Here is a 20,636-nt window from a genome sequence, read left to right as displayed (position 1 = left end):
CGTTGTGCCTACTGAACTCTTAAACCAAGCCTGAGCCGCGGAACCGGCTTTGCCGGGCCGCAGGCGGGCGGCCCCCTCGGGAGGCAGGAAGCGCCACGCAGTGCGCGACCGTGGGGGCTCTATATGACGCCGTCAAACATCAGCACATCAAGCTCGTCGCCGACAGCAACGTTGCCTTGCGCGTGATGCAGCACGATCAAGCCATTGGCCTCGGCCATCGAGCGCAGAACACCCGAGCCCTGGCTGCCCGTGGTTTTGACCTGCAGCGAGCCGTCGACCGCGGTGGAAACCCAACCGCGCTGGTATTCGGTGCGACCGGCTTTTTTGCGTATCGCTTCCGTGCTGCGGGCCTTGAGCAGCGGCGGCGGCGCGGCGCCGGCGCCCATCATCTGCAGCAGGGCGGGCCGTACAAAGGCCAGGAAAGTCACCATCACGGCGACCGGGTTGCCGGGGAGGCCGAACAGGATCGCACCGTTGGGATTGCCGGCCTGGCCGCTCGCGGGCGGGATGCGCCCCACGGCCATGGGGCGGCCGGGCCGCATGGCGATGCGCCAGAAGGCCACGTCGCCGAGCTTTTTCATCATGGCCTTGGTGAAGTCGGCCTCGCCGACGCTGACGCCGCCCGAAGTGATGATGGCATCGGCTCGCGCGGCGGCCTCGGTGAAGGCCGCTTCGAGCAGGGCCGGGTCGTCGCGCACCACGCCCATGTCGATGACCTGGCAGCCCAGGCGGCTCAACATGCCGAAGACGGTGTAGCGGTTGCTGTCGTAGACCGCGCCTTCGCGCGGTGCTTCGCCCAGCGAGAGGATTTCATCGCCGGTGGAAAAGTAGGCCACGCGCAGCGGCCGCCAGACGGGCAGGGTGGGCAGGCCCAGGGAGGCCGCGAGGCCCAGCCGGGCCGGCGTGAGGGTCTCGCCCTTGCGCAGCGCCGGCAGCCCCTGTGCCAGGTCTTCGCCGCGCAGGCGGCGGTTGTCGCCGGCGCGCAGCAGGCCGGGCGGAATGCTGATGCGCGTACCGTCGGCGCTTTCGTGGAACTTGACGAATTCCTGCGGTACCACGGTGTCCAGGCCGGGCGGCATGATGGCGCCCGTCATGATCTTCACGCATTCGCCGGGCTGCACGCTGCCTTGCCAGGCCTTGCCGGCCAGCGCCGTGCCCTCGGCCACCCGCAGTTCCAGCGCCGCGCCCGGGACCAGCCGGCCGCCGTCGAAGGCAAAACCGTCCATCGCCGAGTTGTCGTGGGGCGGAACGTCGAAGGGGGAGACCACGTCTTCAGCCAGCACCCGGCCCAGGGCTTCGAACAGCGGCAGGCTGACGGCGTCCTGGACGGGCGCCACGAGCCGGGAAAGGAAATCCAGCACCTGGCCGGCCGACAGGGCTTGCGGGTCGTAGCCCTGGAGCTCCGCGGCGATCTGGTCCAGCGTCTTCACGGCAGGCGCGATTCGAGCTGGTGCAGCTCGGCCAGGGTATTGGCGTTGAAGAAACCGTGGGCGTCGTCGCCGGGCCGGTCGAAGGGCACGGCCACGGTCTTGTGCTGCGCCGTCCACGCGTCTATCTTGCGGCCGCCTGCGTGCGTGAAGCGCACCAGGCTTTCGAGCATGTGGGTGCCCATCAGGCAAAACACCGGTTGCGGCCTGAGCTGGCCGTCTTCCTCGGGCGCGGCGGCCACGGCGAAGTCGGCGCCATCGCGCACATAAGCCTCTGCCAGGCGCGCCACCAGGTCATCGGGAAACAGCGGCGTGTCGCAGGGCACGGTCAGCAGGTAGGGCGTTTCGCAGCGTTCCAGGCCGGTGAGAAAGCCCGCCAGCGGCCCGGCGAACTCGCCCAGGCCGGTGCTGTCGGGCCAGACCGGCACGCCGAAAGCTTCGTAAGCGGCCAGGTTGCGGTTGGCGTTGACCATCACCTCGCCGACCTGCGGGGAGAGCCGCATCAGCGTGTGCAGGGCCAGCGGCACGCCGTTGAAATTCTGCAGGCCCTTGTCGACCCCGCCCATGCGCGAACCGCGCCCCCCGGCCAGGATCAGGCCGGTGATGGCTTCGGCGTGCAGTGAGGCGTTGTGGCTGTTGGTCGTCAAGTCAGCCTCCTATGTAGCTCATCTCAACGCGCTTGCCGTTGGCCTCGGGAGAACTGGTATCGGCCGGCAGCGCGGCGCGCAGCTCCGAATAATGGTCATCGCGCCCCTGCCAGATGTGGGCCACGGCCGCGGCGATCTGTTCGTCGGCATAGCCGCCGCGCAGCAGGGCACGCAAATCCTGTCCCTGGCTGGCGAACAGGCATAAAAACAGCTTGCCCTCGGTGGACAGCCGCGCCCGGTTGCAGTCGCCGCAAAAAGCCTGGGTCACGCTGCTGATCACGCCGATCTCGCCCGCGCCGTCGGCGTAGCGCCAGCGCTCGGCGGTTTCGCCGGTGTAGTTGGGGTCGATGGCGCTGAGCGGGAATTCGGCGTTCAGGCGCTCCACCACCTGGGCCGAGGGCAGCACCTCGTCCATGCGCCAGCCGTTGGTGGCGCCGACGTCCATGTATTCAATAAAACGCAGCACGGCGCCGGTGTGGCGGAAATGACGGGCCATGGGCAGGATTTCCGCATCGTTGGTGCCGCGCTTGACCACCATGTTGACCTTGAGCGGCGCCAGGCCGACTTTTTGCGCGGCCTCAATGCCTTTGAGCACGTCGGCCACCGGGAAGTCCACGTCGTTCATGCGCCGGAAGGTGGCGTCGTCCAGCGCGTCCAGGCTCACGGTGACGCGCTGCAGGCCGGCATCCTTGAGCGACTGGGCTTTTTTGGCGAGCAGCGAGGCGTTGGTGGTCAAGGTGATGTCCAGCGGCTTGCCCTGCGGCGTCTGCAGCTTGGCCAGCATTTCGACCAGCACTTCGAGGTGCTTGCGCAGCAGGGGCTCGCCACCGGTCAGCCGGATTTTCTCGACCCCATGCGCCACGAACACCTTGGCCAGGCGGGTGATTTCCTCAAAGCTCAGCAGCGAGGTCTGCGGCAGGAAAGCGTAGTCCTTGTCGAAGACCTCGCGCGGCATGCAATAGCTGCAGCGGAAGTTGCAGCGGTCGGTCACGCTGATGCGCAAGTCCCGCAGCGGCCGGCCCCGCGTGTCGCTCAACAGGCCGGTGGGCGCTGCCAGCCGGGCAGGGATATGCGGCACGCGGCTTGCGTAGCGGATATCTGCCAGCGGAATGATTTTTTCAGTCGTCATCGTGAGGGGCCCAAGGGGGGAATTTACTCCATTGGCCCGCCCGAAGCGCTAAAAAGAGGCCTTATCCCCAAAGAGCGCGCGTTATTGGCCAGGCCCGAGAAGGCTCTTTAACCAAGCAGGGGCCGCGGGACTGGCTTTGCCAGACCGCAGGCGCAGCGCCCCCTCGGGGGGCAGCGAAGTACATGAAGTGACGAGCGTGGGGGCTCTACACACAGCGGGCTCCATCTACCTCTATGCATACTCCGCTAATGAAGTCTGCTTCATCGCTGGCCAGGTAAAGCGCCGCATTGGCGACGTCCAGCGCAGTCGAAAAGCGTCCCAGCGGGATGCTGGCGCGAAAGCGCGCCTTGCGCTCTTCGTCCAGCGGGCCGCCGGCGAAGTCGGCTGAGAGGCCGGTGTCGGGGTTGAACACCGGGTTGATGCAGTTCACACGGATGTTGTCGGGGCCCAGCTCGGCCGCCAGCGATTTGGAGGTGGTGATGACGGCCCCCTTGGAGCCGTTGTACCAGGTGAGGCCCGGGCGTGGGCGCACGCCGGCCGTGGAGGCGATGTTGATGAAGCTGCCGCCGCCCAGGCTGCGGAACACCGGCGTGGCGTGGATGGTGGCCAGGTAAATGCTTTTGACGTTGATGGCGTAGCACTTGTCGAAGTCGTCTTCGCTGACGTCGAGCGCGGGCTGGTTGCGGTGCGTCCAGCCGGCATTGCTGACCATCACGTCGAGCCGGCCGTAACGGTCCACGGCGGCCTGGACCAGTGCTTTCACTTCGGCGGATTTCGTCACGTCGGCAGCGAAGAAGGAGGCCGTGCCGCCGGCCTTGACGATGGCGGCCACGACTTTTTCGCCCAGGGCGACGTTGATGTCGTTGACGACGACCTTGGCGCCCTCGGCCGCCAGCCGCCGGGCGATGCCTTCACCGATACCGCCTCCGGAGCCGGTGACGATGATGGATTTGTCTTTGACCCGCATGGGTTTGTCTCCAGGTGTTTTGATTGATTGAACTGATATGTGAGCTTATTACATCCCCGGCCCTGGGTCGTGCCGATGGAGGCCGGATGGGGTGCTCAGCCGTGGCGCACCGCCACGGTCTTCAAGGTCGTGAAACCGTACAGCGCCTCAAAGCCTTTTTCACGCCCGTAGCCCGAGGACTTCACGCCGCCGAAGGGCAGCTCGACGCCGCCGCCGGCGCCGTAGTTGTTGATGAAGACCTGGCCGCTTTTGACTCTTTTGGCCATGCGGAACTGGCGCGCGCCGTCGCGTGTCCAGATGCCGGCGACCAGGCCGAACTGGGTGGCATTGGCGAGTTCCACGGCGTGGTTTTCGTCCTTGAAGCTCATGGCGCACAGCACCGGGCCGAAGACTTCTTCCTGCGCCAGCCGATGCGTGGCCGGCACGTCGCGCAGCAGGGTGGGGGCCTGGTAAAACCCCGTCTCGGGCGCTTCGTCGACGATCTGGCCCTGGGCCACCATGGCGATGTTGGCGACGTGCGCGTCGCTTAAGAAATCCCAGACGCGCTGCTGCTGGCTTTGGCGGATCAGCGGGCCTACGTCCAGGTCCATGGCGGCGGGGCCGACGCGCAGGTTTTCAAAGGCATGGCCCAGGCGCTGCAGCAGCGGCTCGTAAATTGCCTGCTCCACCAGCAGGCGGGAACCCGCCGAGCAGGTCTGCCCGGCGTTCTGCACGATGGCGTTGATGATGGCGGGAATCGCGGCGTCCAGGTCGGCATCGGCAAAGACGATTTGCGGGCTTTTGCCGCCCAGCTCCAGCGTGACCGGGCAGTGGCGCTCGGCGGCCACCTGCTGGATCAGCGTGCCCACGGTGGGGCTGCCGGTGAAGCTGATGTGGTCTATGCCTTTGTGGCGCGCCAGCGCGTCGCCGACCTCATGGCCGTAGCCGGTCACGATGTTGATGGCGCCGGCCGGAAAGCCGACCTCGGCGGCGAGCTGCGCCACGCGGATCAGGGAGAGGCAGGCGTCCTCGGCCGGCTTGACCACGCAGACGTTGCCCGCGGCCAGCGCGCCGCCCACGCTGCGGCCGAAGATCTGCATCGGGTAGTTCCAGGGGATCACATGGCCGGTGACGCCGTGCGGCTCGCGCCAGGTCATCACGCTGTAGCCGTCGAGGTAGGGGATGGTGTCGCCGTGCAGCTTGTCGCAGGCGCCGGCGTAGAACTCGAAATAGCGCGCCAGGGCCGCCGCGTCGGCGCGCGCCTGTTTGGTCGGCTTGCCGCAGTCGCGCTGCTCCAGCTGGGCCAGCTCCTCGGCATGCTCGGCCACCTTGGCCGACAGGCGCATCAGCAGGCGCCCGCGCTCGGCGGCGTTGAAGCGGCTCCACACCAGCTCCAGGCATTCGCGCGCGCTGCGCACGGCGGTGTCGATGTCGTGGGCGTTGCTGCGCTGGATTTCGTCAAACACCTGGCCGTCGGACGGGTCGATGACGGGAATGGTCTTGCCGGAGACGGAGGGGAGGGAGGCGTTGGCGATGTAATTGAGCTGCATCGCCTGATTTTGCTTGAAACCGGGCGTGGGGGCGCCGGACAGGCGCCTCGCGGCCGGCCGAAGGTAACGGTTAAAAAAAGCGTGTGTTTTTCACGTCTGGATGTGGTGCGGCGACGCCCCGTTTACAACATTTTTGCTGTGGGGAAATGGGCTTTTCTGTAGGATTGAACCTACAAACGCACCTCGCCAATTCCTACAAACGGGAACGGTGCCTACATTGCGCCCCAGCGGGTGCAGGACAGCGGCAGCAGCCGGCAACTGCGGGCCGCAATCTGGATACACACTGCGATGACCGATCCCACCTCATGCGCGACCGATGCCGCTCCCGCCGGCGATGCCCCCACCGCCGGCTCCGGCGTGCAGGCCTGGCTGAAAGCCCTGGCGGCCCGCCTGCGCGACTGGCTGGCAATCCAGACCCTGGGCATGAAGCTGGCCGTGCTGGGCGTTGCCTTGATGATTCCCGCCAGCGGCTACTACGCCTGGTCCACCTTGCAACGCCAGGAGAGGCTGAGCCTGGAGGTCAAGGCGATGGCGGCGGCGGGGCAGGGCGCAGAGGCGGCCTGGGCTTACAACGCCGCGTTGCCGGTGGTCTTCGGAAGCGGCTCGGTGCTGAGCTTTCTCGAGACCCACCCAGTCGCGCGCATCACCATCATTTACCGGCCGATTCTCTGGACTGTTTCCGAGCGCTTTGTGCTGGTCGAGTCGGAAGGCCGGCAGTACGCCTACTACCCCTCGGACATGGAGACCAAGATACTGGCCGACAAGGCCGTGACGGCGCCCTGGGGCGGCAAGCTGACCTTTGTGCCCCAGGCCGCGCTCGACGGCGCCAGCAAGGACATGCTGGCACGCCTCGAGCAGCGTTTCGGCGAGGCGCGCCCGCAATCCGAACAGGATGCCTGGAAAGGCGGTGCCAGCGCGCTGGTGTCCGCCGCGCTGACCGTGGGCCTGCTGGCCTTCCTGTGGTTCCAGGTGGGCGGACAACGCAAGTCCCTCAAGTTCATTTCCCCGCAGCAGATCAGCGGCGACCTGGAAGACCTGGTCGGCATGGACGACATCAAGGCCGAGGTCGCGCAGATCCGCGACCAGTACGAACGCCGCCTTGAATACGCCGCCTACGGCGTGAACAAGCCCTTCAATGTGATGTTCAGCGGCCCGGCGGGCACCGGCAAGACCAAGCTGGCCAGCTACCTGGCCAAGGAACTGAACCTGCCGATTCTTTTCCATTCGGCCGCCAATCTGGAGACCGGCTACGTCGCCGGGGGCTCCAACACCTTGTCGCGCATCCTCGCGCTGGCCACGCGGCGCAAGCGCTGCATCGTGTTCCTCGACGAGGCGCAAGACCTTTTCATGCGGCGCGGCGGCAACCGCAAATACGACGACGACACGCAGAACATGCTGCTGGCCATCCTGGACGGCGTGCGGACCAAGTCGGATGCCGAAATCATCTGGATCGTGGCCTCCAACTTCAATTCGGCCAACCTGCAGATGGACGAAGCCATGCTGCGCCGCTTCCAGATGAAGGTCGACTTCCGCATGCCCAACCAGCAGGAGCGCCTGGCCATCACCGGCCACTACCTGCGCCAGCGCGCGGACAAGGTGTTGCCGGACATGGACCTGCGCCATTTTGTCGAGCTGACGGAAGGCTGCAGCCCGGCCGACCTCGAGACCATGGTCAACCAGGCCGGCATCATCGCCGTGCAGTCGGGCCAGATGATAGGCGCGCATACCTTGATGCAGGCCGCCGAGCGCGTGCTGGTGGGCAACGTCAACGACAACACCACCAAGGAGCGCGAACGCGACCGGCGCATCATCGCCGTGCACGAGTGGGGCCACTTCCTGATGGACTTTCACCACCAGCGCAAGCTGGCGGGCGGCGACTGGAACGCCCTGCAAGCCGACATGAACACCATCAAGATTTCATTGAAGGCCAACCCGCGCAACAACGCGCTGGGCTTTGTGCTGCACAAGCAGGACAGCAATCTCCTGAAGACCAAAGGCGACATGGAGCATGAAGTCCGCGTGCTGCTGGGAGGCATGGCCAACGAGGAGCTCTTTTTCGGCGAAGACGGCACGACCAGCGGCGCCCACAACGACATCACGCGCGTAACGCGGCTGCTGCACCACGCGGTGGCAGAAATGGGCATGTACCGCAAGACCCGGCTGAACTATGCGGCGCTTGTCAAAGATGGCAGCAATGCGCCACCGGACGAAGAAACGCGAAGCATCATGGAAGCCCAGAGCGAACGGCTTTTCAGTGAGACCAAGGCTGTGCTGGCGGAATACACGGCGCTGACGGAGCACCTGACCGGATGCCTGATGAGGTCCGGCGAAATGACGCTCAGTGAAACGCTGGGCGAGATTCGGCGCTTTGAATTCCTTGCGGCACCGGCGTTGCTGGAGGCTGGGCAAGGGGCGGGCCAACTGATGCCGGCTTGACCGGCTGGCGGCCAAGCCGCCGTGCTCTTGCACGCACGCACAAAGAAAAAAAGCCCTGCGTTGCAGGGCTTTTTGCTTGGGACGGCCGTTTGGCCGCTTTAGCCGCTTAGCGAGAGGCAGGCGCGGCCGGTGTCGGCGTGGCCGCAGCATTGGGCGCCTGCGTGGGCGCAGGTGCCGGCATGGCGGGCGCCATCGGGGTGGCGGCTGGTGCGCTCACGGCGGCGGGTTCGGCCATGGGGGTGCTGGGCGCGGCCTGCGCCGGACCGTGGAACTTCATCACCAGCGGCACGATCAGCAGCGCCACGATGTTGATGATCTTGATCAGCGGGTTGACGGCTGGGCCGGCGGTGTCCTTGTAGGGGTCGCCCACGGTGTCGCCGGTCACGGCGGCCTTGTGCGCCTCCGAGCCCTTGCCGCCGTGGTTGCCGTCTTCAATGTATTTCTTGGCGTTGTCCCAGGCGCCGCCGCCGGTGCACATGGAGATCGCGACGAAGAGGCCGGTCACGATGGTGCCCATCAGCAGGCCGCCCAGGGCTTGCGGGCCGAGCGCCAGGCCGACCACGATGGGAACGACAACGGGCAGCAGGGACGGGATCATCATTTCCTTGATGGCGGCCGTGGTCAGCATGTCGACAGCAGTGTCGTACTCGGGCTTGCCCGTGCCGTCCATGATGCCCTTGATGTCGCGGAACTGGCGGCGCACTTCAACCACCACGGCGCCGGCGGCGCGGCCCACGGCTTCCATGGCCATGGCACCGAACAGGTAGGGAATCAGGCCGCCGATGAAGAGGCCGACGATGACCAGCGGGTTGCTCAGGTCAAAGCTGATGGTGGTGCCGTAGGCGTCGAGCTTGTGGGTGTAGTCGGCAAACAGCACCAGTGCAGCCAGGCCGGCGGAGCCGATGGCGTAGCCCTTGGTCACGGCCTTGGTGGTGTTGCCCACGGCGTCCAGCGGATCGGTGATGTCGCGCACGCTGCTGGGCAGTTCGGCCATCTCGGCGATGCCGCCGGCGTTGTCGGTGATGGGGCCGTAGGCGTCCAGCGCGACCACGATGCCGGCCATGCTCAGCATGGAGGTCGCGGCAATCGCGATGCCGTACAGGCCCGCCAGCTTGAAGGCGGTCAGTATCGCGATACAGACAAAAATGACGGGCCAGGCGGTGGAACGCATGGACACGCCGAGGCCGGCAATGATGTTGGTGCCGTGGCCGGTGGTGGAGGCCTGTGCGATGTGCTGCACGGGCTTGTATTGCGTGCCGGTGTAGTACTCGGTGACCCAGCAGAGCGCGCCGGTCAGGACCAGGCCGACCGCACAGGCGCCGAACAGGCGCATCTGCGTGCCGGTGGCCGTCACGGCGTTGTCGGGCATCAGCCACATCGTGACGAAGTAGAAGGCGATCAATGACAACACGCCGGCGATGGCGAGCCCTTTGTACAGGGCAGGCATCACGTTCTTCATGCCAGGCGAGGCCTTGACGAAGAAGCAGCCGATGATGGAAGCAATGATGGACACGCCGCCCAATGCCAGCGGGTACACTGCGGCCGTGGCGCCTGCGCCGGACAGCAGCAGGGCGCCCAGCACCATGGTGGCGATCAGCGTGACCGCATAGGTTTCAAACAGGTCGGCGGCCATGCCGGCGCAGTCGCCCACGTTGTCGCCGACGTTGTCGGCAATCACCGCCGGGTTGCGCGGGTCGTCCTCGGGGATACCGGCCTCGACCTTGCCCACCAGGTCGGCGCCGACGTCAGCGCCTTTGGTGAAGATGCCGCCGCCCAGCCGGGCGAAGATGGAAATCAGCGAGGAGCCGAAGGCAAAGCCGATCAGCGGATTCAGCAGGTTGGCCAGCTTGAGGTCAGGCGTGTAGTTGCCGTTGCCCACCAGGAACCAGTAAAAGCCGGTCACGCCCAGCAGGCCCAGGCCCACCACCAGCATGCCGGTGATGGCGCCGCCGCGGAAGGCAACGTCCAGCGCGGGGCCGATGCCCCTGGTGGCGGCCTGCGCGGTGCGCACGTTGGCGCGCACCGAGACGTTCATGCCGATAAAGCCGCAGGCGCCCGAGAGCACCGCGCCGACCACGAAGCCGATGGCGGTCTTGCCGTCAAGGAAGAAGCCGATGAGTACCGTGAGGACGACACCGACGATGGCGATGGTTTTGTATTGCCGCGCAAGGTAAGCGGCAGCGCCGGTCTGGATGGCGGCTGCAATCTCCTGCATGCGCGCATTGCCTGCGTCCTGGGAAAGAATCCAGCTGCGTGCCCAGATGCCGTACCCGACGGCGATCAGTCCGCAGACCAGCGCAAGAATGAGCGCCGAGTTGCCTGTCATAGCTGACATTGAAATTCTCCTACGTTGTTTTTCGCTTGGAGGGGGTGCCACGCGAGCGGTGCCCCCGCTGCGTTGCTTCCTCGTTGCTTGTGTCACGCTTGGAGACAAGGTCGATTGGCCAACTCGCGAAATTTAACGCGAAAACATGACAAGTTCGCGATGCGTAAGCCCTGAATCAGTAAAATGAGGGTAAATACCGAGCTTCCGGTAGCCGCAGAGTATTAATCCCGGCGCTGTTGCGCGGTCATCCATGTGGGCTGAAGCCTTTCATTTCATCTCTTTCCCTTCAACACAAACCTCAAGCGACCATGTCCCTCGATAAAGTTTCTCCCGGTAAAAACGTTCCCGAATCCTTTAACGTGATCATCGAAATCCCGATGAACGCCGACCCGGTGAAGTACGAGGTGGACAAGGAGTCCGGCGCGATCTTTGTGGACCGCTTCATGAGTACGTCCATGCACTATCCGACCAACTACGGTTATGTGCCCAAGACCATCAGCGGCGACGGTGACCCGGTCGACGTGCTGGTGATCACGCCCGTGCCGCTGATCCCCGGCGTGGTGGTCACCTGCCGTGCCATCGGCATCCTGAAGATGGAAGACGAAGCCGGCGAAGACGGCAAGGTGTTGGCCGTGCCCATCGACAAGAAATGCTCGCTCTACACCCAGTGGCAAAAGCCCGAAGACATGAACCCGCTGCGCCTCAAAACCATCTCCCATTTCTTTGAGCATTACAAAGATCTGGAAGAAGGCAAGTGGGTCAAGGTGCTGGGCTGGGAAGGCCCGGAAGCCGCCAAGAAGGAAATCACCGACGGCATCGCCAACTACGCCAAAGGCTGAGGCTTTCGGGCTCCAACAAAAAAAGCGCCTGCAGGTTTTCCTGCAGGCGCTTTTTTCATTCCGTCGCCGCGGTTTTAAGTCGCCTGCGCCGGTTCCGGATAAACCAGGCCGTGGAGCCGGCCCTTGTCCTCGCGCGCGAAGGGCTTCCATTGGCCTTCGGGCTGGGCCAGCCGGTCGGCCACGGCCCACCAGGCGCTGGGGTTCACGCCCATGCCGATGTGGCTGGCCAGCACTTCAATGTTTTCGGTCTCCGGGTTGGCGGCGCTGGGCGCCTGGATACTGGCCTGCCAGGCCACCACGCCGTCGCTGCGTGAATAGATGCTGGTGGTCGGAACGGGCGGGGCGGCGGGCAGGTCGTAATTGTCGGATTCACGCTCCACGCTGCGGCCGCTGGTGAGTTCATAAATGCGCCAGGCATTGGTGGCCTTGTGCGAGCCCGCGAAGGGCGTGCCCAGCGTGATCACGCAGCGCACCTTGTCCGGCATTTCCTTGGCCAGCTCGCGCGCATAGACGCCGCCCAGGCTCCAGCCGATCAGGCTGACCTTGCGGCCTGTGGCCTCAAAGGTGCGGCTCAGGCTGTCGCGGGCTTCTTCGAGCACGCCGGCGCGCGGGCCGAAGTTAAAGCCCTGCTCCCAGCCCCAGGGCTTGTAGTTGAGCGATTGCAGGTAGTGGCGCAGCGGCACGGTGGTGGCGTCGTTGGCCGAGAGGCCGGGAAACACCATGACGGCATGGCCGTCGCCGCGCGGCGCGCGGGCCAGCAGCGGCCAGGCGGGCAGCAGGGCGCCGAATTCCCAGACTGCGCGCAGCTCGAGCGCAAGCAACCAGGCGCTGGGCGGAACATCGTGCGGGATGGGTTTTTTGGGGTCTTGAGAGGCGGAAGAATTTCGCTTGGATGACGGGCTTGCCATGGCGTGGGGCATTGATTGTCTTTTGGAGTTCTGACTCAAACAGTATGGAGGCGCTTACGCTTGTTTACAGAGGGAGGCACCTCTAACTTTGACGGCTGTGCGCGGGATTTCGTCACGTTCGTGACAGCGGCCTTGCGGGTTTTTACCGGGACTGCCTTGCCGGTGGTCTTTTTCGCCGCGGGTTTGGCGGTTTTGCTGGGCGCGGGTGCGGCCGGCGCCGCGCCCGCCATCAAGGACTGCGCCTCGGTGAAGGCATCCTCGATCGCCTTGGCGAGGTCCTTGGCGTGCGGCAGCGCTTTCTTGTCGGCAATGATGCCGAAATCCACATGGCCGGCGTAGGTCTGGATGGTGATGTTGAGCGCCAGGCCGTGCAGGATGATGGACAGCGGGTGGAAGGTCAGGAACCTGGCGCCGGCCAGGTACAGCGGCACGGGCGGGCCCGGCACGTTGGAAATCGCCAGGTTGGCGACCATGGGCAACCGGCTGGCCATGCCGCTCTTGCCGTAGGCATTGAGCGCCATTTTGGCGGCGCCGCCTACGAGCCAGGGCGCCAGCAGCGAAGGGTAATCAGTCGGTAGCAGGCCCTTGAGGCTTTGCATGGAGGTCTTGACCTTGGCGGTGGAAGCCATGATGGCGTTCATGCGCTTGAGCGGGTGCGCCAGGTGCGTGCCGAGCTCGACCAGGCTCATGCTGACCTGGTTGCCCAGGTTGCTGGCATCGGTGGCACCGGCTTCACGCAGCGACACCGGCATGGCGGCCACCAGCGATTTTTTCGGCAGGCTGTGGTGCTGCGTGAGGTAGTTGCGCAGCGCGGTCGAGCAGATCCACAGCACCATGTCATTGAACGAGCCGCCCACCGCCTTGCCCATGGCTTTGGTCTCGGCCAGCGGGATGGTGGCGGTGACGAACACGCGCCCCGTGCCTATGCCCGCGTTGAAGGGCGTAGGCGGCGCCAGTTTCATGGGCATCTTGGCTTTTACGCCGGTAGCCGAGCTGCCCATGGACTGTTTGGCCAGCGTGCTGCCGAAGGTGCTGGCCGCGGCAGGCAGCGACTTGGCGACCTTGGCCAGTTGGCCCAGCGAGCTGGAAAACACCGAGCCGATCATCTTGCCCAGCTTGAGGTCGGACTCCAGCTTGCGGGACCGTTCGGGATCGGGGGGCGCCACTTCACGCGGCGTCGGGCTCAGGTCCAGCATGGCATTGGCCAGCATGACGCCGCCCTTGCCGTCGAGCGCGGCATGGTGGATCTTGGAGAAAAAGCCCGCCACGATGCCGCCGCCCTGGGTCTCCGGCAGCTGGATGCGATCAAAGATATAGAACTCCCAAAGCGGGTAGTCGCGGTCTATGACTTCGCCGTGCAACTGGGCGCAGAGCTTGTGCACCTCGGCCAGCGTCATCGGTGCGGCGCCCTTTTTGGTCGGATCGGCGCGACGGATGTGAAAGTCGATGTCGACCGAATCAGCTTCCACCCACAGCGGGTGGCCCAGGTCCAGCGGCATAAACACCAGCTTGCGGCTGAATACCGGCGCCAGGTGCATGCGTTTGCCGATGTGGGTTTTGACGGCCTTGTGGAAGCTGCCCTTGAAGCCGGCCGGCAATTCGCACAGGTTGAGCGAGCCCACGTGCATGGGCATTTCAGGGGTTTCGAGGTAGAGAAAGGTCGCGTCCAGGCCGGTCAGGGATTTCATGGTTATTGTCTCCGTGGGGAGACCTTAACCGAGCGGGCGCAGGCGCGGCACTAGGGTTTGCCGTAGCAGAGCGTGTCGCGCGAGGCTCAGCACGCGGGCGCGACAAGGGTCAAGCTTCGCAGTCGCCCAGCATGCCCTGCTCATCCTCGGTGAGCCCGGCCACAGGCGTCGCCTTGGCCAGCGCCATCCAGACGCCCAGCGGCAAGGACTGCCGCGCACGGCGCGGCGCGGCGCGAACGACGGCGAGGCGATGGTTTTCCATCAACATCACGCCGCACTCCAGCGGGATTTCATCAGCCGCGCCTATGGGCCGGCCCTTGGCATCGCAGCCCAGCACGTACCAGCATTCGCCGCCCAGGTCCAGGTAGGCCGCGCGCTTTTCGGGGCGGCGCAGGTCGCCCAGCAGGTCGGAGCGATGCACTTTGATCTCATGGACGATGGGGTCCACGTATTCCTGCACCGTGGTGTTGCGGATGGAAAACACGTCGGGCCGGACGATGCCCCAGCGCGCCTTGCCGCCTTCGGTGTCCGGCGGCAGTTGCGCGCGCAATCCCAGACCGCGCCAGGTGATGCGGCCGGCGCGCACCATTTCGCAGGCCACCTGCTCGACCAGCGCTTCATGCTTGGACAGGGCCGAGCGGTTGCGCAGCAGCGTGGCCGCCAGGTAGGCGATGCCCGCGTCGGTGACGCGCAGGGTCTCATGGCCCGCGGGCCCGGCCACGCGTTGCAGCATGCCGGTGGCAAGCAGTTCGATCTCCAGCAGGTCCTGGCAAGGCCAGCCGGCGGAGCGGTAGACCTCGCGCAGGCGGCGGGCGTGGGGACGGCCCAGGGATGGCGGGTTTTCAAGGCCGCTGTCGTTGGCGGCGGGTGCCGTGTCTATCGGGGCGCTTGAAAGCGGGATTGCGGCGCTGCTCATGGTGCGGGTGTCGGCGGGCCGGGATTCAGAGAGGAAGAATCTCGAAGCGCGCGTTGTCCAGGTTGTCGCCCAGCGGCCGCATGGCGGCCAGGATCGCGTCGGTTTCGGCGTGCTGCCATAGCGCGATGACCTGCTCTTCCGCCTCGGAGGCTCCCTCCAGCGGCAGGCCCTCGTTTAAGGTCTGCGCCAGCATATAGGCCTGCAGCGAAGGCAGCACGTATTCGGGCCCGCCGACGGCGAATTCAAGTGCCATGCGAAAGCGCAGTTCGGCGGCGGCACGCTGTTCGGCGGTGAGGGTAGGGCATTCGACCAGGTTGACCTTGTACTGGCTCTGGAATGCGGAGTTTGTGTTGCTCATGGGAGGTTCCTTTTGGGGGATTTATAGCACCGCTTGCCCCAAGGACGTCCACACGGCAGAAAGACCCTGCGGCGCTGGCAACCGGTGTATCTTTTCAGGCTGGAGCGGCCGGTGCGGCGCGCTTGAACGGGTTGCGCCGTTCCAGGTCGTCCATATAACTTTCTATGCCGGCCCCCTCGCGCTCCAGGAAGCGCTCGACCGCGTCGGCGAACGAGGGATGGGCCAGCCAGTGGGCGCTGGTGGTCTTGACGGGCAGCAGGGCGCGGGCCATCTTGTGCTCACCCTGGGCGCCGCCCTCAAAGCGCAGGTAGCCATGCGTGATGCACCATTCCAGCGGCTGGTAATAGCAGGCCTCGAAGTGCAGGCAGTCGACGCGTGCCAGGGCGCCCCAGTACCGGCCGTAGGCGGTCAGTGACGTGATGTTTGCGCCGGTCGGCTCGGTCGTCGGTGCTGCGCTGACCGCGATCAGGCTGGCCGCGATGGGCTGGGGTTTGCCGCCGTCGGCCGTATGTTCGGCGATGAACAGCAGCCAGTTCTCGGGCATGGTGTCCTGCATGCGCTGGAAGAAATCGCGGCTGAGGTAGGGCGCGTTGCCGTGTTCGTAATAGGTGCGTTCGTAGCAACGGTAGAAAAAATCCCAGTCGGCCCGGCTGATGTCCTTGCCCAGCGACCAGCGGAAGGTGATGCCGGCATCGTGGACTTTGCGGCGCTCCTGGCGGATTTTTTTGCGCTTTTCCTGGTTGAGTGACGTCAGGAAATCGTCGAAATTGCGATACGCGTTGTTTTTCCAGTGGAATTGGACTGTGTGGCGCAGCATCAGGCCGGCCTCCTGGCAGGCCGCCACATCCTCATCGGCGGTAAACAGCAGGTGCAGCGATGAAAGCTTTTCCTGCCCGCACCAGGCGAGCAGTGCCTGCACCAGCAGCGCGCGTTCGGCGGGGTTGCGCGCCAGCAGCCGGGCGCCGGGGACGGGCGTGAAGGGCACGGCGGCCACGGCCTTGGGGTAGTAGTCCAGGCCGTGCTGCTGGTAGGCATTGGCCCATGCCCAGTCGAACACGTATTCGCCGTAGGAATGGGCCTTCAGGTACAGCGGGCAGGCGCCGGCCAGCGTGTTGCCCTGCCAGAGGGTGACGAAGCAGGGCGTCCAGCCGGTGTCGGGGCCGGCGCTGCCGCTTTCGTGCAGTGCGGCCAGGTATTCATGGCGCATGAAGGGGTTGGCGGCCTCGCCCGGGCTTTGCGCCGCCAGCAGGGCGTTCCACTCGGATGCATTGACCTTCAGCGGCGAATCCAGCACGCGGATGACATAATCGTTTGAGTCGTTTTTCACGTGTTTTTCGGGGTTTTACTTCTACATGCCACTCAAAATCTGCGTTGCCCAGCTGAACTATTGCGTGGGAGACATGCCGGGCAATGCGCAAAAGATCATCGAGGCGGCCCGTGCCGCCTACCAGGACGGTGTGCGGCTGGTGCTGACGCCCGAGCTGGCGATTTGCGGCTACGCGGCCGAAGACCTGTTTTTGCGCCCCTCTTTCATCCAGGCCTGTGATGATGCCGTGAATCAAGTGGCCCGCGAGCTGGCCGGGTTAAAAGGCCTGACGGTGGTGGTGGGCACACCCACCCACGGCGACAACGGCAAGGGCCTGCGCACCAGAAGCGTGGAAGTGCAGCAGCGCCACAACGCGGCGCGGGTGCTGCGCGAGGGCCGTGTCATCGAAAGCTACGCCAAGCGCGAACTGCCCAATTACCAGGTGTTCGACGAGCGCCGCTACTTCACGCCCGGCCAGGGCACTTGCGTGTTCCAGGCCGGGGAGGGTGACGAGGCCATCAGCATAGGCCTGCTGATCTGTGAAGACGCCTGGTTCGAAGAGCCCGCGCGCCTTGCCAGGGAAGCCGGTGCCGAACTGCTGGTGGTCATCAATGCTTCGCCTTTCCATGTGGGCAAGGGCGGCGAGCGCGAGCAGATGATGCAAAACCGCTGTCTGGCCACCGGGCTGCCGCTGGTCTATGCCCACCTGGTGGGCGGGCAGGACGAAATCGTGTTCGAAGGGCGCTCTTTTGCGCTGCAGGCCGATGGCTTGCTGGCAGGGCGGGCTGAAAGTTTCAGGGAAAAGCTGTTTGCCATCCGCGCCGAGCGCGTGAAGGACGCTGTCACCTTGATGGCGGATACGGCGCCCGAGCGCAGCCACGAGGCTGATTTGTGGGACGCGCTGGTGCTGGGCGTGCGCGATTACCTGGGAAAAAACGGCTTTCCGGGCGCTATTTTGGGCCTGTCGGGCGGTATCGATTCGGCCCTGGTGCTGGCAATCGCGGTGGATGCGCTGGGCGCCGACAAGGTGCGCGCGGTGATGATGCCCTCGCCCTATACAGCCGACATCTCCTGGAAAGATGCGCGCGAGATGGCCGAACGCGTGAAGGTGCGCTACGACGAGATTTCCATCGTGCCCGAGTTCGAAGCTTTCAAGGCCTCGCTGGCCGGCGAGTTCAAGGGCCTGAAGGAAGACACGACCGAGGAAAATATCCAGGCGCGCATACGCGGGGTGTTTCTGATGGCCTTGTCCAACAAGTTCGGCTCCATCGTGCTGACCACCGGCAACAAGAGCGAGATGGCCACCGGCTATTGCACGCTCTACGGCGACATGGCCGGCGGCTTCGCAGTCATCAAGGACGTGCTCAAGACCTCGGTGTTCCGGCTGGCGCGCTGGCGCAATGCCAATGACCCGTATGGCACCGGCAGCAACCCGATCCCCGAGCGCATCATCACGCGCCCGCCCAGCGCCGAACTGCGCCCCGACCAGACCGACCAGGACAGTCTGCCGCCTTACGAGGTGCTGGACGCCATCCTGTCGCGCTACATGGAAAACGACGAAAGCGCCGAGGGCATCATCGCCGCCGGCTTTGACCGCGCGGTGGTGGAGCGCGTGGCGCGCCTGATCCGCATCAACGAATACAAGCGGCGGCAGGCGCCGGTGGGCATCAGGGTCACCCACAGGAGCTTTGGCAAGGATTGGCGCTATCCTATTACCAGTAGATTTAGACAGTGACGGCCCCCACGCTCCCCCACTTCGAGCCTGCGGCGCGCTGCCCCTTTTCCTTACGCATGGGGGCGCTGCGCCTGCGGCCCGGCAAAGCCGGTTCCGCGGCCCCTGCTGGTTGGGGGGCTCCCTGCAGACTTCAAGTGCTTTATGACGAGATTTAAAACCAACGGAGATATTCAGTGAAACAAATTACCGCCGTCCTCAAGCCTTTCAAGCTCGAAGAAGTCCGCGAGGCGCTGGCCGAATGCGGCGTGACCGGGCTGACCGTCACTGAAGTCAAGGGTTTCGGCCGCCAGAAAGGCCATACCGAGCTCTACCGCGGCGCGGAGTACGTGGTCGACTTCCTGCCCAAGGTCAAAGTCGAAGTCGTTGTGAAAACCGAGGATGTGGAGCGCTGCGTGGACGCCATCGTGCGCGCGGCGCGGACCGGCAAGATCGGCGATGGCAAGATTTTCATCACCAGCGTGGAGCGTGTGGTGCGTATCCGTACCGGTGAGGAAGACGAAGCGGCGGTTTAGACGCGCCCCCACGGTCGCTCACTTCGTGTAGCTCCCGAGGCCTTGCAGGCCGCGGCTCGCGAGACGCTTCGCCTCTGTCGCCTGTCCAAAGCTGCTCAGCAGCTTTGGAGCCGCAGGCTCCAGCCCCTCGGGGGCGCTGCGCCTGCGGTCTGGCAAAGCCAGTCCCGCGGTCCCTGCTGGTGAAGACATAGTGCGGCCGGCGCCTGGCTAGCCTGAACCGCAAGCCGAATGGGTGGTTTAGATCTGGTCCAGGCGCGTTGCGGTTGGCGTCGTGCCGGCTGCCTGCACCAGGGTTTCGAGCAGGGGCTCTGCCTCGCTGTCGGTGCGTATCAGGTCCATCAGCCAGTCGTTCATGAAACCGGCTTTGACCGATGAGGCCAGGAAGGCCAGCAGGCTGTCGTAATAGCCGCCCATGTTGAGCAGCCCGACCGGCTTGTCGTGGTAGCCGAGCTGGCGCCAGGTCCAGACCTCAAAAAACTCTTCCAGCGTGCCTATGCCGCCCGGCAGGGCCAGGAAGGCATCTGCCTTCTCGGCCATGATGCGTTTGCGTTCGTGCATGTTCTCCACAATGTGCAATTCGGTGCAGCCGGTGTGGGCCCATTCCTTTTCCACCAGCGCCTTGGGGATCACGCCCACGACCCGCGCGCCCGCCGCCAGTGCGGCATCGGCCAGGATGCCCATGAGGCCGTTGCGGCCGCCGCCGTAGACCAGTTGCCCGCCGTGGGTGCCTATCCAGGTGCCGACGAGGGCCGCAATCGCGGCAAATTCGGGATTGGCGCCTGTGCGGGAACCGCAATAAACGCAAAGGGAGAAGGCGGGCTTGGCGGTTTCTGTCACTGCGGTGCTGTCGTTGTTCATGCTGAGAATCGTTGAAAGAGCGCCAGGGCCCAGGTGCCGGCGCAGAGCAGCAGGCTGAGCAGGACGGCGGCGCTGCCCATGTCCTTGGCGCGCTTGGAAAGGTCGTGCCACTCGGGGCCTATGCGGTCTATGGCGGTTTCGATGCCGGTGTTGAGCAGTTCCACGATCATGATGAGGATGACCGTGCCGGCCAGCAGCACGGTTTCCACCCAGTTGCGGCCCAGCCAGAAGGCGGCGGGGATCAGCACGATGGAGGCAATGGCCTCCTGGCGGAACGCGGTTTCATGCCAGCCGGCGCGCAGGCCGGCGATGGAATAGCCCGTGGCATGCCAGACGCGGCTCAGGCCCCTGCGGTGTTTCTGGGGATTGACCGGCTCATCGAAGGGGATCGGGGAGGCGGTATTGGCGGAGGCTGGCGCGGAGGCGGAAAGCGGGACTTGTTCGGGCATGGGGCGATTGTCGCGCAGCTTTATGGCATGTTGATGTTAGGGCTGCTCGGCCACATCATTGCCAGCTGTGGCTTTCGATTTTTCCTGGCGGCGGGGCTTTTCAGGTGCCACCCAGGTGATCAGCCGGGTACCCGCCCAGGCATCGTGCCAGAACTGCTTCTGCGGATGAAAGCGCGCCAGGATCGCCCAGATGGCGACCCAGCCCAGCGCCAGCACGGCGCCTTCGCGGCCCGGTAGCGCCAGCGCCCAGCTGACGGCCAGCGGCGGCAGGAACCACAGCCAGCTCAGGACGTAGCGCAGCAGGGCGCGTTTCTGGGAGATGGGCGCGCCATGGACATCGACCACGCGGATATTCCAGGTTTTCATCGCCAGCGTCTGGCCTTTGGCCCAGAACCAGACGAAGTAGATGCCGAAGATCACAAACACGAAAGCCTGCAGCGCATGGCGGTTGTCCAGCGCATTGCGGGTCTGGCTCAAGGTGCTGAAGAGGTAGCCGGCCAGGAAAACCACGCCGAACATCAGCATGCCTTCGTACATCCAGCAAGCCATGCGCCGAGGGATGGACGGTATTGAGGGGGTATCGGTGACGGTCAAAAGTGTTGCTCT

The 20,636-nt window shown here is 65.1% G+C and carries 18 protein-coding genes; 4 read left to right on the top strand and 14 right to left on the bottom strand.

Translation table 11 applies throughout. The annotated features are described in order from the left end of the window. Window positions 1-119 precede the first annotated feature (119 nt). The 5 genes from moeA to ACSQ27_RS07820 form a co-directional block, all read right to left on the bottom strand. Complete coding sequence (moeA, locus tag ACSQ27_RS07840; RefSeq protein WP_436154891.1) at window positions 120-1,430, bottom strand: molybdopterin molybdotransferase MoeA; 1,311 nt, start codon at window positions 1,428-1,430, stop codon at window positions 120-122. After that, window positions 1,427-2,074, bottom strand: a complete 648-nt coding sequence (gene mobA / locus ACSQ27_RS07835) for a molybdenum cofactor guanylyltransferase MobA (protein ID WP_436154890.1) — start codon at window positions 2,072-2,074, stop codon at window positions 1,427-1,429. The genes moeA and mobA overlap by 4 nt, the downstream gene beginning before the upstream one ends. A gap of 1 nt (window position 2,075) precedes the next feature. After that, window positions 2,076-3,203 carry a GTP 3',8-cyclase MoaA gene (gene moaA / locus ACSQ27_RS07830; RefSeq protein ID WP_436154889.1) on the bottom strand — a complete coding sequence of 376 codons (1,128 nt, stop codon included), beginning with the start codon at window positions 3,201-3,203 and terminating at the stop codon, window positions 2,076-2,078. A gap of 205 nt (window positions 3,204-3,408) precedes the next feature. Continuing rightward, complete coding sequence (locus ACSQ27_RS07825) at window positions 3,409-4,170, bottom strand: SDR family oxidoreductase (protein WP_436154888.1); 762 nt, start codon at window positions 4,168-4,170, stop codon at window positions 3,409-3,411. Window positions 4,171-4,265: 95 nt separating this feature from the next. Further along, window positions 4,266-5,699, bottom strand: coding sequence for an aldehyde dehydrogenase family protein (locus ACSQ27_RS07820; protein WP_436154887.1), 1,434 nt, complete (start codon window positions 5,697-5,699; stop codon window positions 4,266-4,268). Window positions 5,700-5,987: 288 nt separating this feature from the next. Between ACSQ27_RS07820 and ACSQ27_RS07815 the strand changes: the two genes are divergently transcribed. Further along, entirely contained in the window at window positions 5,988-8,135 is a 2,148-nt protein-coding gene (locus ACSQ27_RS07815; protein WP_436154886.1) for an AAA family ATPase, read from the top strand. A gap of 106 nt (window positions 8,136-8,241) precedes the next feature. Here ACSQ27_RS07815 and ACSQ27_RS07810 read toward each other — a convergent pair whose 3' ends face one another. After that, window positions 8,242-10,461 (bottom strand): sodium-translocating pyrophosphatase, encoded by a 2,220-nt coding sequence (locus tag ACSQ27_RS07810; RefSeq protein WP_436155418.1) that lies wholly within the window; start codon window positions 10,459-10,461, stop codon window positions 8,242-8,244. Between the two features lie 308 nt (window positions 10,462-10,769). Here ACSQ27_RS07810 and ppa point away from each other — a divergent pair, with 308 nt between their 5' ends. After that, window positions 10,770-11,300 (top strand): inorganic diphosphatase, encoded by a 531-nt coding sequence (gene ppa / locus ACSQ27_RS07805; RefSeq protein ID WP_436154885.1) that lies wholly within the window; start codon window positions 10,770-10,772, stop codon window positions 11,298-11,300. Window positions 11,301-11,374: 74 nt separating this feature from the next. On the opposite strand, the gene ACSQ27_RS07800 is transcribed toward ppa, so the two are convergent. From ACSQ27_RS07800 to ACSQ27_RS07780, 5 genes are all read right to left on the bottom strand, one after another. Continuing rightward, a complete protein-coding gene (locus ACSQ27_RS07800) occupies window positions 11,375-12,208 on the bottom strand; it encodes an alpha/beta hydrolase (RefSeq protein ID WP_436154884.1) in 834 nt (277 codons plus the stop codon). Between the two features lie 35 nt (window positions 12,209-12,243). Further along, a complete protein-coding gene (locus ACSQ27_RS07795; RefSeq protein WP_436154883.1) occupies window positions 12,244-13,896 on the bottom strand; it encodes a wax ester/triacylglycerol synthase family O-acyltransferase in 1,653 nt (550 codons plus the stop codon). Between the two features lie 109 nt (window positions 13,897-14,005). Beyond that, window positions 14,006-14,812: a hypothetical protein gene (locus ACSQ27_RS07790; protein ID WP_436154882.1), complete on the bottom strand. Its 807-nt coding sequence runs from the start codon at window positions 14,810-14,812 to the stop codon at window positions 14,006-14,008. A 25-nt stretch (window positions 14,813-14,837) separates the two neighbouring features. Next, entirely contained in the window at window positions 14,838-15,170 is a 333-nt protein-coding gene (locus tag ACSQ27_RS07785; protein WP_436154881.1) for a hypothetical protein, read from the bottom strand. A gap of 94 nt (window positions 15,171-15,264) precedes the next feature. Then, window positions 15,265-16,497, bottom strand: coding sequence for a GNAT family N-acetyltransferase (locus ACSQ27_RS07780; RefSeq protein ID WP_436154880.1), 1,233 nt, complete (start codon window positions 16,495-16,497; stop codon window positions 15,265-15,267). Between the two features lie 25 nt (window positions 16,498-16,522). On the opposite strand from ACSQ27_RS07780, the gene ACSQ27_RS07775 reads away from it, so the two are divergent. Both ACSQ27_RS07775 and ACSQ27_RS07770 read left to right on the top strand, forming a co-directional pair. Further along, the gene (locus ACSQ27_RS07775) at window positions 16,523-18,211 is read left to right on the top strand and encodes an NAD+ synthase (protein ID WP_436154879.1); all 1,689 of its coding nucleotides are present in this window, start codon (window positions 16,523-16,525) and stop codon (window positions 18,209-18,211) included. A 173-nt stretch (window positions 18,212-18,384) separates the two neighbouring features. Then, window positions 18,385-18,723, top strand: coding sequence for a P-II family nitrogen regulator (locus ACSQ27_RS07770; protein ID WP_007869659.1), 339 nt, complete (start codon window positions 18,385-18,387; stop codon window positions 18,721-18,723). A 237-nt stretch (window positions 18,724-18,960) separates the two neighbouring features. Here ACSQ27_RS07770 and ACSQ27_RS07765 read toward each other — a convergent pair whose 3' ends face one another. Genes ACSQ27_RS07765 through ACSQ27_RS07755 form a run of 3 tightly spaced genes read right to left on the bottom strand, consistent with a single transcriptional unit; the run spans window position 18,961 to window position 20,600 of the window. Next, window positions 18,961-19,581, bottom strand: coding sequence for a TIGR00730 family Rossman fold protein (locus ACSQ27_RS07765; RefSeq protein WP_436154878.1), 621 nt, complete (start codon window positions 19,579-19,581; stop codon window positions 18,961-18,963). After that, entirely contained in the window at window positions 19,578-20,030 is a 453-nt protein-coding gene (locus ACSQ27_RS07760; RefSeq protein WP_436154877.1) for a diacylglycerol kinase, read from the bottom strand. Before ACSQ27_RS07760 ends, ACSQ27_RS07765 begins: the two co-directional genes overlap by 4 nt. Before the next feature lie 36 nt (window positions 20,031-20,066). Then, window positions 20,067-20,600, bottom strand: a complete 534-nt coding sequence (locus ACSQ27_RS07755; RefSeq protein WP_436155417.1) for an RDD family protein — start codon at window positions 20,598-20,600, stop codon at window positions 20,067-20,069. Between the last annotated feature and the right edge of the window lie 36 nt (window positions 20,601-20,636).

The organism is Polaromonas sp. LjRoot131, assembly GCF_964252805.1.
GTDB lineage: Bacteria > Pseudomonadota > Gammaproteobacteria > Burkholderiales > Burkholderiaceae_C > Polaromonas.
This window is presented reverse-complemented; position numbering and strand designations above follow the sequence as displayed.